The organism is Psychrobacter sp. JCM 18902 (assembly GCF_904846615.1).
Taxonomy (GTDB): Bacteria; Pseudomonadota; Gammaproteobacteria; order Pseudomonadales; family Moraxellaceae; genus Psychrobacter.
On record NZ_CAJHBK010000001.1, the window covers coordinates 2361933 to 2374679 of the forward strand.

At 42.9% G+C, this 12747-nt stretch carries 11 protein-coding genes; 8 read left to right on the top strand and 3 right to left on the bottom strand.

Translation table 11 applies throughout. From position 1 onward, the window contains the following. Positions 1 to 27 precede the first annotated feature (27 nt). Positions 28 to 846 carry a DUF72 domain-containing protein gene (locus JMY05_RS09720; protein ID WP_201614942.1) on the top strand — a complete coding sequence of 273 codons (819 nt, stop codon included), beginning with the start codon at positions 28 to 30 and terminating at the stop codon, positions 844 to 846. A gap of 119 nt (positions 847 to 965) precedes the next feature. Next, positions 966 to 1610 (top strand): SLATT domain-containing protein, encoded by a 645-nt coding sequence (locus JMY05_RS09725; RefSeq protein ID WP_045448003.1) that lies wholly within the window; start codon positions 966 to 968, stop codon positions 1608 to 1610. 140 nt (positions 1611 to 1750) lie between these two features. Here the strand turns inward: JMY05_RS09725 and JMY05_RS09730 are convergent, their stop codons facing one another. Next, positions 1751 to 2380, bottom strand: a complete 630-nt coding sequence (locus JMY05_RS09730) for a superoxide dismutase (protein ID WP_045448006.1) — start codon at positions 2378 to 2380, stop codon at positions 1751 to 1753. 557 nt (positions 2381 to 2937) lie between these two features. On the opposite strand from JMY05_RS09730, the gene rdgB reads away from it, so the two are divergent. From rdgB to JMY05_RS09760, 6 genes are all read left to right on the top strand, one after another. After that, entirely contained in the window at positions 2938 to 3591 is a 654-nt protein-coding gene (rdgB, locus tag JMY05_RS09735) for an RdgB/HAM1 family non-canonical purine NTP pyrophosphatase (protein ID WP_201614944.1), read from the top strand. Positions 3592 to 4104: 513 nt separating this feature from the next. After that, a complete protein-coding gene (tig, locus tag JMY05_RS09740; RefSeq protein ID WP_045448008.1) occupies positions 4105 to 5448 on the top strand; it encodes a trigger factor in 1344 nt (447 codons plus the stop codon). A gap of 435 nt (positions 5449 to 5883) precedes the next feature. Next, positions 5884 to 6588 (top strand): ATP-dependent Clp endopeptidase proteolytic subunit ClpP, encoded by a 705-nt coding sequence (gene clpP, locus JMY05_RS09745; protein ID WP_270896824.1) that lies wholly within the window; start codon positions 5884 to 5886, stop codon positions 6586 to 6588. Between the two features lie 115 nt (positions 6589 to 6703). Next, positions 6704 to 8017 carry an ATP-dependent protease ATP-binding subunit ClpX gene (clpX, locus tag JMY05_RS09750; protein WP_045448011.1) on the top strand — a complete coding sequence of 438 codons (1314 nt, stop codon included), beginning with the start codon at positions 6704 to 6706 and terminating at the stop codon, positions 8015 to 8017. Positions 8018 to 8242: 225 nt separating this feature from the next. Then, on the top strand, positions 8243 to 9253 hold the full coding sequence (locus JMY05_RS09755) for an SDR family NAD(P)-dependent oxidoreductase (RefSeq protein ID WP_201614947.1): 1011 nt from the start codon (positions 8243 to 8245) through the stop codon (positions 9251 to 9253). 329 nt (positions 9254 to 9582) lie between these two features. Further along, on the top strand, positions 9583 to 10533 hold the full coding sequence (locus tag JMY05_RS09760) for a c-type cytochrome (protein ID WP_045448014.1): 951 nt from the start codon (positions 9583 to 9585) through the stop codon (positions 10531 to 10533). A 103-nt stretch (positions 10534 to 10636) separates the two neighbouring features. Here the strand turns inward: JMY05_RS09760 and JMY05_RS09765 are convergent, their stop codons facing one another. Together JMY05_RS09765 and JMY05_RS09770 are read right to left on the bottom strand one after the other, a co-directional pair. Continuing rightward, complete coding sequence (locus tag JMY05_RS09765) at positions 10637 to 11731, bottom strand: PTS transporter subunit IIC (RefSeq protein ID WP_265089057.1); 1095 nt, start codon at positions 11729 to 11731, stop codon at positions 10637 to 10639. A 145-nt stretch (positions 11732 to 11876) separates the two neighbouring features. After that, the gene (locus JMY05_RS09770) at positions 11877 to 12692 is read right to left on the bottom strand and encodes an SPOR domain-containing protein (RefSeq protein ID WP_198330287.1); all 816 of its coding nucleotides are present in this window, start codon (positions 12690 to 12692) and stop codon (positions 11877 to 11879) included. Positions 12693 to 12747: the final 55 nt, after the last annotated feature.

Here is a 12747-nt window from a genome sequence, read left to right on the forward strand (position 1 = left end):
ATCAAAGAACGGTAAGGAGTGGTCAACATGGACAGTAACCCTACCCCGCGTATTTATCTTGGCACTGGTGGCTATAGCGATACCGATCTACTCGGTACGCTGTATCCAACGGGCGCAAAGAAAACGGACTTCTTACGCGAGTACGCCAAACAATACGGCGCGGTCGAGATTAATAGCACCTTCTACGCGCCTATCGGACAAAAAGCCTTTGCCGGTATGGTCAATAAGGCCTATGCCGAAGCAGATAGTGAATTGAAGTTCGCCGTCAAGCTGCATCAGGACTTCACTCATGCGCGTAAGGGCACTGCTGAACATGCGCAAGCGTTTTTAAATGCCTTATCCCCTCTTATCGAAGCAGATGCTCTAGCGCCATTATTATTACAATTTCCACATGGCTTTGATCGTACCCGCGAGCATCGGCTGTATCTCGCAAATCTGGTCAGTTGGTTTAAGGATTATCCATTAGCCGTTGAGTTTCGTCATAATGGCTGGCATACCCCGCAAGTGGTCGATAGCTTTAGCGAGCAAGGTCTCATTTGGTGTAGTGTCGATTACCCCAAAGTCAGCGGACTGCCGCCATCACGATTGATATTTACCGAGCGAACTGGTTACCTGCGTATGCATGGTAATAATCTAAACTGGTGGGATGCGATGAGCGCTGCCGACCGCCATGATTATCGCTACAGCGAGGCGGAAATGCAGGATTGGGCGCAAGCGATTGATAATCAGCGTCAGCATTTTGATACGCTCTATATCTTCTTTCAAAATACCGTCAACGCGCATGCGTATTATAATATTGCGATGTTGAGGGAAGCGTTGGGTAAGTTTGGATTTGAGGTGCTGTAGAGTATAGTTTGCGAAGTGCAACTCACCATTCAACGGCTAATTAAAACCACACCCTACAATAGCTAACAAATTAGTAAGTATATTACGGAAATCTCATATTTTTTAGCGAGGAATCAAGCTTGAGTACGGAAAAAACATTAAAGAAAGAGGAAAGTTTTAATAATCTATATAAGAAAATAGATGCAACTTCAAAAACAAGATTCAATGCATCTGACCGTCTGAGACTTCATAGCAAATATTCAACTTATACAGTTGTGGTAATTTCTTTAGGATTAATTCTTATATCATTGATGCAAGCTTATAGCCTTGGAAAAAATATAAACAATGACTTAGTAACATTGATTCAGATTTTTTCGACCATCGCAGTATTAGTTTACTCACTTTTAATTGATAAAAATGATTACTCAAATTTATCTGAAAAAATGTATTCATGCGCAACACAGCTTGGTGAACTTAAACAAAAGATACATCCATTTCTAAATCAACCATATAGTCAAGTATCTTATGATGGTTTTAGAGATTCATACTACAACATATTAAAACTATTTGAGACTCATTCGAATAACTATTCTAGTAGTGACCACATTAGAGCACGGCTTGTAATGCCCGAAAACTATACTATTAAAGGTATGGAATGGTGGTACTCTAAACTTCATATATATTGGACTCTATTCTTAGATTTCTTCTCTTACATATTGGTTATAGGCACTTTAGCTGTAGTACTGTATTGGGTTTCATTTGACTGGGTTTGGTTTTGGAATTGACTAGACCAAAAAACGTTAAAACATTGACTACGTCTATACAGACTCTTAACTCTGAATAAACAGTTATATCTTTAGAAAATACAAAAAAAAGGACGCCTCTCAGCGTCCTTTTTTCAAATCAAAACCTTAAGTGTTAAAGATTACTCTTCAACACCAGCATCTTGACCTTTATATTTAGCATTTGCGTAGTCCCAGTTCACTAGCTTGTCTAGGAACGTGTCAACATAATCAGGACGACGGTTACGATAATCGATGTAGTACGCATGTTCCCATACATCACAAGTCAATACCGCGATTTGGTCATGTGCAAGTGGCGTGTCAGCGTTAGCAGTTTTGGCGATAGACAATTTGCCACCGACTTTATCAGCGACTAGCCATGCCCAACCTGAACCGAACTGAGTCAATGCTGCGTTTTTGAACTCTTCACGGAATTTGTCATAGCTACCGAAGTCTTCTTCGATTTTAGCTTTTAGATCGCCAGTAGGTTCGCCGCCGCCATTGGTTGGCGTCATGCAGTTCCAGTAGAACGTGTGGTTCCATACTTGGGCTGCTTGGTTAAACATACCTTGCTTGCTGTCATCTTTAGCGGTTGCCACGATGATTTCTGGCAATGTTTTGTCTTCTAGACCAGAACCTGGTAGCAATTCGTTGAGCTTAGTCACGTAGGCATTGTGATGCTTGTCGTGATGATACTCTAGCGTCTCGGCACTGATATGTGGCTCTAGTGCGTCTTTTGCGTATGGTAGCTCTGGTAAAGTAATGTTTGACATAGTTATTTTATCCTTGCTGTTTTTAGCCGTCATTTGATAAAAACTCATTATGGAAACTGAATTTTACGCTATTTTTACATCATAAAAAACACGATAAAATAACGGACTAAATTGGCTGAGTTTATTGTTTGAAATGAATGTTATTGCTTAATACCGTTTATTGTTTAACACAGTATCACGTATTATTATGAATCCAAAATTAACTTACTTTTGTTACTGTTTGCTCAAAAGCCAAGTGCTTGACTTCATAAGCATTTATTAACTTAATATTCACAAGCCATAAGATATCATTCACGGTAGCTTGGCGGCTATTATAGCAACAGTGGCGACAAATATCAGTTACCAAATGTTATGGATAACACTGTTAGTATAGCCTTTGGTTGTCTATAGACTAAGCGCAGAATGCCTTGCCATGACAATCGTGCTAGGCACTTAGCTGACTGATAAACTGATGAAATTGGCATTAAGATACCGCTATAATTTAAAAACCGATCATACTTTCAATAATGATACTTTCATTAACCATATTCTTAATAATGACATAACGGAATAACCCTATGAGCACCACGAATACCTCACGATCCTTCACCCAATCGACTCCTGATAATCAATGGGTGCTCGCCAGTAATAATAAAGGCAAACTGGCTGAGTTTAAAAGGCTGTTTGCCGAGGCAGATTTGGATGTGACGATCATCCCGCAAGGTCAGCTTGATATCGACGATGCGATTGAAGATGGGTTGAGCTTTGTAGAAAACGCTATTATTAAAGCACGTCATGCCAGCCGTATCAGCGGATTGCCTGCGATTGCTGATGATTCAGGATTATGTGTGCCAGTATTAGGTAACGCACCGGGCATCTACTCCGCTCGCTATACTGGTGAGCATGGTAATGATGGTAAAAACAACGCCAAGCTCATCGCTGACTTGCAGCCTATTCGTACTGAGCAGGCTAACGAGCCTATTAAAGGGTTATTTGTTTGCGTACTGGCGATGGTGCGCCATGCTGATGATCCGCTACCGATTATCGCTCAAGGATTGTGGCATGGTGAGATTTCAGAGACAGCGCATGGTGACGGCGGCTTTGGTTATGATCCATTGTTTTGGTTACCTGACTTGCAAGCTAGTGCGGCTAGCTTGAGCGCTGCTGATAAAAACAGTATCAGTCATCGTGGTCAAGCGATTCAGCAATTATTGGCGCAGTTGCCGTTGTAGATAACCTCTAAAAGCTATAGTCGATTCAATTTAACCCTTTAGCTATTAATGCTGATACAAGAAAGTCTAGCGCAGAGGTACAAATCGTAGTTTAAGCGAGATTGACGATGTAGCAGATTCAAAAGGAATGGACGATAAAGAGATAATTTTTACTTTAATAAACAGATAGATTATACTGTTCTACTTTTAAAATTTTGTTGAAAGCCGTTATTTGTCTGTATAATTCACCAAAAAGCGTTATTATGCGGTGCATTAACGGTTTATGATTGATATCTGATAGCGCCTATTACTAAGATAACCGTTCCACATTTTAGTATCAGTCAGCGCCAGTGGTGACCAAAGGCGATTGCTCAAGGTACTGACTTTGACATTTTGCGCTATCGCTATCCCCTATTTATTCCAACGGCAACCCATGGTACACGCCCGTAATTTGAGGCACGGTTTGTCTATTACCATTTAACCCTAAGTACTATTTAATCAAACGTACTATTTAATCCTAAAGGTGTAATTAACATGGCTACAGATTTACAAGTCACAACCAACAAGTTATCTAATAAAGAAACCCAATTGACAGTTAAAGTACCTGTCGAAAAAATTCAAAACAAAGTCGAAGGTCGTATTCGCCAAGTTGCGAAAACTGCCAAGATTGACGGTTTCCGTAAAGGTAACGTCCCTATGTCACACATCCGTTCACAGTACGGTGCTGGCATTCAACAAGAAGTCATCAACGATGTGATCCGCGATACCGTTTTTGAAGCGATCAAATCTGAAGACATCCGCGCGGTTGGCATGCCTAACATCGACGACGTAAAACTTGAAGACGATTTCTTGGTTTATCAAGCCACTGTTGAAATCTTCCCAGAAGTAGACGTACAAGGTATCGATGAGATCGAAGTTGAGCGTCACACGGCTAAAGTAAGCGAAGAAGACGTCGACACCATGATCGAAAACCTTCAAAAGCAACGTGAAGAATTCGTTGAGAAAAAAGGTAAAGCGGACAAAGGCAATCAAGTAACTTTTGACTTTGAAGGCTCTATCGATGGCGAAAAATTCGAAGGCGGTTCTGCTGAAGACTTCAAACTGGTTATCGGTAGCAACCAGATGATTCCTGGTTTTGAAGCGGGTATCAAAGGCATGAAAGCTGGCGAAGAGAAAGTTATCGACGTGACTTTCCCAGAAGATTACCAAGCTGAAAACTTAGCGGGTAAAGAAGCTCAGTTCAAAATCAATGTAAAATTGGTTGAAAAATCTAAGCTACCAGAAATCAACGAAGATTTCCTTGAGCTATTCGGCGTGAAAGAAGGTGGCATTGAGAAGTTGAAAGAAGACGTTCGCAAAAACATGGAACGCGAAATCAAAAACGCGGCTCGTAGCCAAGTTAAGCAAGCGACTTTTGACGCATTGCTAGAAAAGAACGAGTTTGACGTACCAAACGCCATGCTAGAGCAAGAAATCGAGCGTCAGCGCAACATGATGATGCAACGTTTTTCTCAGCAGTTTGGTGCTAATGCTGATAGCTTCGATAAAGACATGCTACCAAATGAGCTATTTGAAGAGCAAGCGCTACGTGCTGCCCGTCTTGGCATCATCGTTGCTCGCGTTATCGATACCAAAGGCTTAGAAGTCGATCAAGAACGCGTTGAAACCTTCATCAAAGAAGCCGCTGAAAACTACGAAGATCCAAGTGAAGTAATCGAGTATTACACCAATGACAAGCAGCAGCGCGCGAACATTGAGTCTGTGGTACTAGAAGACCAAGTGGTTGATTATCTAATCGAGCAAGGTAAAGTAACTGATAAAGAAGTTAGCTACCAAGACCTATTAGCTGCACAGCAACAACAGCAGCAAGGCATGTAATTTAGTGAGATAACCTAGCAATTTGCCATTCAATGGCAAATTGCTAATCTCAATCTAAACATGCTCTAACGCAATGCTCTAACATATATGTTAGGGCATTTTTATTGGGGATTTATATGCTATCTTTATGGACAGTTTATAACCAAGCCCCTTGATAAATGGTTACAGACGCCTTATTAATAGTGAGTCAATCATTTTATTAATAGCACTCATGTTATAAATAGAAAATTATTTTTCACATGAAAAAGTTACTATTGCCTCAATAAAAAAGTTACCATTAGCTCAATTATTTTTAGCGATATCTGGCGCTTATTATTCCAGCCAGCGAATATTATTAAAAAGCGGCAACATCTAGCATGATGAGCAGCCATACAAGCGTAGCCGCTCGCTAGCTTCAATCCCTTTATTTTATGTACTTATAAACAGGACATCTTTATGACAGATTATGATCGCATCACTGCCAACCCACATTTTGATATGCTGATGAGTGCGCATAATGACGCACAAGGCATGCAATATACCCAAAGCGCCCCTCAAGCTGCGCATGCAGCATTAGTACCAATGGTCGTTGAACAATCCTCTCGCGGTGAACGCTCGTTTGATATTTTCTCGCGTCTATTGCGTGAGCGCGTTATCTTTTTGACCGGTCAAGTCGAAGACCATATGGCCAATCTGATTGTTGCACAGTTGCTATTTTTAGAAGCAGAAAACCCAGACAAAGACATTCACTTGTATATCAATTCACCAGGCGGCTCAGTGAGTGCGGGCTTGGCAATCTTTGATACCATGAACTTCATCAAACCTGAAGTATCGACCATCTGTATGGGCGGCGCTTATAGCATGGGCTCGTTCTTGCTCGCGGCTGGTCAAAAAGGCAAGCGTTACTCTCTTGCCAATGCTCGTGTCATGATTCATCAGCCTTCAGGCGGCGCGCAAGGTCAAGCAACCGATATCGAAATTAATGCGCGTGAAATTCTAAAAACGCGTGCCCGTTTAAATGAGATTTTGGCAGAACGTACTGGTCAACCATTAGAGAAAATTGAAAAAGACGTTGAGCGTGACTTTTGGTTAGATGCGAAAGAAGCCAAAGAATACGGTCTGGTTGATGAAGTATTAGAGCGCCGCCCTACTTCTTTATAATTACCGCATAAGAGCAAAAGCTTTGATGGGCATCAAAAGCCTGAGCGTTATACGTTTTGGCTTTGATGTAAAAAATCAAAATATTTGTAAGTTTTAAATTTTAGGAGCGCCTTTTATGGCAGAAGATAACACCCCGCATTGCTCGTTTTGCGGCAAAGCCAAAAGCGATGTACAGCAGCTGATTGCCGCTGACGATGCCAATATCTGTAATGAATGTATTGAGCTATGTACCGATTTGATCGCTGATAGCGCTGAAGATGGCGATGATGACAGCGACATTGATACGTCTTGGGTCAATAAAAAGCTACCAACGCCAAAAGAGCTGCGTGCCAAGCTTGATGAATACGTCATTGGACAAGACGCTGCTAAAAAAGCACTAGCAGTTGCCGTTTATAACCATTATAAGCGTCTAAAAGTTAGCCAAACCTTAGCCAATGACAGCAAAAAAGCGAAGATTGGCGCTGACGATGCCATGGTTGAATTGGCTAAGAGCAATATCTTGTTGATTGGCCCAACGGGTTCTGGTAAGACTCTACTCGCGCAAACCTTGGCTCGCCTACTGGATGTGCCTTTTGCGATGGCCGATGCGACGACCTTGACCGAGGCCGGTTATGTCGGTGAAGATGTCGAAAACATCGTGCAAAAACTACTACAAGCATCAGATTATGATGTCAGTAAAGCGGAACAAGGCATCATCTATATCGATGAGATTGATAAAATCAGTAAAAAAGGCGACAACCCGTCTATCACCCGTGATGTGTCAGGCGAAGGCGTACAGCAAGCATTGCTAAAGCTTATCGAAGGTACGGTCGCTGCCATTCCGCCACATGGTGGTCGTAAGCATCCACAGCAAGAGCTGATCCAAGTTGATACGAGTAACATCTTAATCATCGTCGGTGGGGCGTTTGCCGGTCTTGATGCGGTTATTCAGCAGCGTACAGAAAAAGGCGGTATCGGCTTTAATGCGGATGTCAGCTCAAAAGACGATAGCAAACGCAGCTCAGAATTACTGCAACAAGTAGAGCCTGAAGATTTGATCAAATTTGGTCTTATTCCTGAGCTCATCGGTCGTCTTCCTGTTCTTGCTGCGCTCACAGAGCTGGACGAAGAAGCATTGGTTCAGATATTGACGGAACCAAAAAACGCTTTGGTTAAGCAATATAAGTATCTGTTTGATATGGAAGGCGCCGACATAAGCTTTACCAAAGAAGCGCTCGATGCGATTGCCAAAAAAGCTATGGCGCGTAAGACTGGTGCTCGCGGACTACGTTCTATCGTTGAAAATGCGCTCCTTGAGACTATGTACGAGTTGCCTTCGATGAAAAACGCCAAGACTGTCATCGTCGATGAGCAAGTGATTAATGAAGGTAAAACACCTGAAATAATCTTTTCTACCGACGACTCAGAGCAAATAGCGATCGACGCTTAGCGATTGTTATCAGCTTTATTAAAACTGTCATTGAAATAAAGGCGTCTAGCATATCTTATGCTAGACGTTTTTTTATGGCTGCTCACTTATGATCTTTTTATGATAGCTAATGTATGAGTAAAGTGACAGCGGCGTCTATCAATCGTTCATAGCTAAAGCCACAAAGCATGCTAAGGTAAATGTGCTACCAACACCTATCACTGATGAAACAAAGGACTGTTTATCATGCTTAACAATTTTACTTCTATCGCAACCTCATTACGTCAACACTTGCCTTTTCATACCACGATAGACCAAAATATTACTCCTTATTATCATAATCATGTCGCGGCTATTACGGGTGCAGGCTCTGGTATGGGGCGCGAGTTGGCTATTCATTTGGCAAAGATGGGCTGCCACGTGGCGCTCTCTGATATCAACGCGGTGCAACTGGCACAGACCAAAGAATTGCTCGTCGGTTATGATATCAAAGCGACTATGACGGTGCTTGATGTCTCAGACAATAAAGCCGTGGAAGCGTGGGCAGATAGCGTCATGGCAGACCATGGCAAAGTGAACTTCATCTTTAATAATGCAGGCGTGGCGCTATATTCGACCGTAGAAGGCAGTAGCCTTAGCGAGCTTGAATGGGTCATGGACATCAATTTTTGGGGTGTGGTCTATGGCACCAAGGCATTTTTGCCATTGATTAAAAACAGTGTTAAACACAGCGAATCGACAAATGGCAGCAAAAAAAACAGATCACTCCAATTTAATGAGCATGGTCACATCATTAATATCTCAAGCCTGTTTGGCTTGACCGCGCAGCCGTCACAATCTGCGTATAACGCCAGTAAATTTGCTGTACGCGGCTTTACTGAAAGCTTGCGTCAAGAGTTAGATATTCAGCGCTGCGGTGTGTCAGCGACCTGTATTCATCCCGGTGGGATTAAAACCAATATTGCCAATAGTGCCCGTGGCAATGATAGTATCAATGATATTGGCATGCGTACTGGCCCCAAAGCCATTCAGAGCTTTAATAAATTCCTGAAATTTGATGCAAGCAATGCCGCTTGGATTATTTTGCAGGCTGCCGTGACCAATCAACCGCGCTGTCTTATTGGCAATGATGCCAAGATAATCGACGCGGTACAGCGTGTCTTTCCAGCGACATACAGTCAAATATTGAACGATGTCCATAAGCTCTCTCGTAAGCTCAAACCACGCCGCCATAAAAAACCAAGCACACCAAAATAATATATTCTAAGAGTATTTGCCCACAAAAAAGCGCTTAAATATTGATAATATTTAAGCGCTTTTTTGATCGATAGAATGTCAATACTGTCTTTCAATATCGTTCTTCATACGGTATGAAATTAATTCATATCTCTCTAAAGCCAAAACACTTTATCTATTTATATACTTTAAGTATTTAATATTTGATACAATTATGTTTCTAGCAACTTACAGATTGATGAATCATTCAGATTTTTGCACAAAAATTAAGATTACTTCTGTCATTTTGACAGCTAAATTATCATAAAAATATATTATTACATATTATTTTTGATAATAAGGATATTCCAATGAAAATACTTTTAAGGGTCAAACCCTCTTCCTCCGTTTTACTGGCTGCTATCTTTGCTATTGGTGCGGTTAGCCTGTCAGGCTGTAGTGAATCAGATACCAAGGCTGTCGACCGTATCGAAGAAGCTGAAGCATTAGCCCGCGTTAAGTCACTTGAGGCACGTGCCGCAGAAATTAAAGACGAGATGGCTGCAAATCCAAGCGCCAAACTGAGCGTTAGCATGCCAGATGAGTCCACTATTCCAGATGATGAGTTCGGCGCAGCAGTACGTCGCGGCTTACAAATCGCCAATCATACTTATAAAGAGATGCCTGACAATGTCGGCAACCAGTTGAACTGTACCAGCTGTCACTTGGGTAACGGCTCAGAGGCCTACGCGGCGCCTTGGAATGGCATGCCGGGTATTTATCCTATTTATCGTTCACGTGCTGGTCGCGTGAATTCAATACAAGAGCGCATCAATGGCTGTTTTGAACGCTCAATGAATGGCAAAGCGCTTGACCTAGGTTCAGATGATATGAATGCGATGGTGTCTTATATGAGCTGGCTATCACAGGGCTTGCCTTATGGCGTCTCGCCTGAAGGTCGCAGTTTTGTTAAGGTAGATAAAACTTTAGAGCCAAATACGGACAATGGCAAAAAGCTGTTTGCTGAAAAATGTAGCGTTTGCCATGGTGAAAATGGCGAAGGTCAATATAACGACGATGGCACTTATATCTATCCAGCAGTAGCCGGAGACAAGTCCTTTAACGATGGTGCAGGTATGGCGCGGACTTATACAGCAGCGGCCTTTATCAAAGGCAAAATGCCCTTTGGTCAAGGTAACTCGCTTAGTGACCAAGAAGCGGTCGATATTGCCGCTTACTTTACCCATCTGCCGCGACCTATCAAAGCCAACAAAGATAAAGACTGGCCCAATGGTGATGCCCCTAAAGATGTACGCCGCTAATTAAAACAAGCTCATAATTTATATAGTAAAAAAGCCCAGTTATTTAATAGCTGGGCTTTTTTATTATTGATAGTTAGGACAGTTTGCGTCCTTTATCTTTAATTTAAGGCAATTTCATATCACCATCAACCAGCCAGCCCACGCGGCGCATCACATGAGCGACCACCCCTGCAATTAGGGCAGGTAATACAAACATCAACAGGATAATCGCTGTCCATAATTGGCCCGTACTCATGATGTCTTGTGACGCTTCAATCACTCCAAATACGCCGACCAATCCGGCGGTACCCATACCCGCACCCGTTGCCGTACATGCCAGTCCAAAACCTACTGTCGCGATAGGACCAACGATGGCGCTGGCAATCACAGCAGGCAATAACACCAGCGGTTTTTTTAACACATTAGGAATCTGTAGCATACTGGTGCCCAGACCTTGAGATATCACGCCACTGACGCCGTTGTCTTTATAGCTTGCAACGGCAAAGCCAATCATGTGTGCCGCACAGCCTACCACTGCTGCCCCGCCTGCTACGCCACCAAGCCCAATTGCGATACAAATAGCAGCGCTGGACGTTGGCAAAGTCAATAAAATACCCACCACCACTGCAATCACAATACCCATTAACAGAGGCTGTAACTCGGTGGCCGCTTGAATACCTTGACCAATGGCAGCGACCGCAGCGACGATAGGTGGATTCAGTAGTGCGCAAACTGCTAATGCTACCGCGCATACCAATAAAGGAACCAATAGAATATCAAGCTTGGTTTTGCCAGCGACCCAAGTACCAGCACGATAAGCAAATACCGAGGTCAAATACGCCCCTATCGGATTGCCCGGTAACGCGGCAAAGGTCGCAGGTCCGCCTACTTGGGGCGTAAATAACGTCCCTGCCATTAATGCTTCAGAGTGTGCGCCAAGCATACCCGCCACCAAGCAGCTGAGCATGACGAGCGTCGGTGCTTTAAGGTAATAGGCGATACCTACTCCGATACCTGCACCCATTAGTACTGAGGCAAGCTTGCCCACCGCAACCAATGCGGGCAAATCTAACCAGCCACCGATTTGCGAGATGATTAGACCAGCAATCAATGTGACAAATAGCCCTAAAGCCATGCCAGTAAACGCATCAATAAAATACTTTTGGAAAAATGCTTTAATAAAGCTGGTAGGCGGTGTTGCTAAATGAGAGACTGTCATAGCCATGCTCTTTATAAAATTTTTGATGAAAGGTAATAAACCAACAGAAAAATAACTTTGCTAAAAATCAGAGATAAAAAAAACGTCATTGCGACGCTTTTTTTATTATTCATAAAGAACTATAACTGTCATTAAACAGCGCAACTTAACGACGCTGTTCAACAATAATGGAGTCAATACCGTTATTCTGTAGGCGCTGCTGAGCAGTGGTTACTGCTTGGCGGTTATTCATCGGGCGAGAAATAACTTGATAGATTGGCAAACCATTACCCGTCGTATTCTTGACCACGCGAGCGTCTACACCTGCCATCAACACTTGAGCACGGCGGCGATCTGCTTCATCCGCATCACCGAAGCTGTTGATCTGCAAAATATAAGTTGCCGCAGGTTTTGCAGCCTGAACGCTAGCAGTACCTGCGCCTGCATTATTGGTAGACGTATTATTGCTACTAGCAGGCGTCGATCCATCATAGGTCGCATCTTCTTCAACGATCACAATGTCATCGCCGCTATTACTGGTAGCAGCGTTATTTCCACGACTGGGCGCAATGACCGTGTTTTCAGAGATACCAAAGTTACCAGTATCATCATTGCGACTGGCTGAACCATCTTCAGGTTGAGTCACCACCACATCAGGCTCAAAGGCACTGATATCCCCTATGCGGTCATTGCCTGTATCAGCAATATCTTCATCAGGAATAGTCGCCATCTCTTGATTGGGCAAAATATCATAGAACTCATAATCACCATTATCAGTATCAGTGTCGACACGTGGCTGTACCTGACGATCAGGATCATTACCAGCGGTGCTGTCAGCAGGACTGAAATCAAATAATGGTGACAAGTATATAAACACCCCTATCATAAGGGTCAATACAGCCCCGACAAACATCCACAATAAGCCTGATACGCTACTTGTTTTGCGTTTTTCAGTCGCACCTTTAGGTTTTTTGGCTAGCATGGATCTGGTTCTCCCTACTGAATCTAACTATCATCAAATTATGGCTGGCAGTCAT

Coding starts and splice junctions, on each gene's coding strand:
- JMY05_RS09720 (WP_201614942.1), top strand. CDS start 28: ATGGACAGTAACCCTACCCCGCGTATTTATCTTGGCACTGGTGGCTAT.
- JMY05_RS09730 (WP_045448006.1), bottom strand. CDS start 2,380: ATGTCAAACATTACTTTACCAGAGCTACCATACGCAAAAGACGCACTA.
- rdgB (WP_201614944.1), top strand. CDS start 2,938: ATGAGCACCACGAATACCTCACGATCCTTCACCCAATCGACTCCTGAT.
- tig (WP_045448008.1), top strand. CDS start 4,105: ATGGCTACAGATTTACAAGTCACAACCAACAAGTTATCTAATAAAGAA.
- clpP (WP_270896824.1), top strand. CDS start 5,884: ATGACAGATTATGATCGCATCACTGCCAACCCACATTTTGATATGCTG.
- clpX (WP_045448011.1), top strand. CDS start 6,704: ATGGCAGAAGATAACACCCCGCATTGCTCGTTTTGCGGCAAAGCCAAA.
- JMY05_RS09755 (WP_201614947.1), top strand. CDS start 8,243: ATGCTTAACAATTTTACTTCTATCGCAACCTCATTACGTCAACACTTG.
- JMY05_RS09760 (WP_045448014.1), top strand. CDS start 9,583: ATGAAAATACTTTTAAGGGTCAAACCCTCTTCCTCCGTTTTACTGGCT.
- JMY05_RS09765 (WP_265089057.1), bottom strand. CDS start 11,731: ATGACAGTCTCTCATTTAGCAACACCGCCTACCAGCTTTATTAAAGCA.
- JMY05_RS09770 (WP_198330287.1), bottom strand. CDS start 12,692: ATGCTAGCCAAAAAACCTAAAGGTGCGACTGAAAAACGCAAAACAAGT.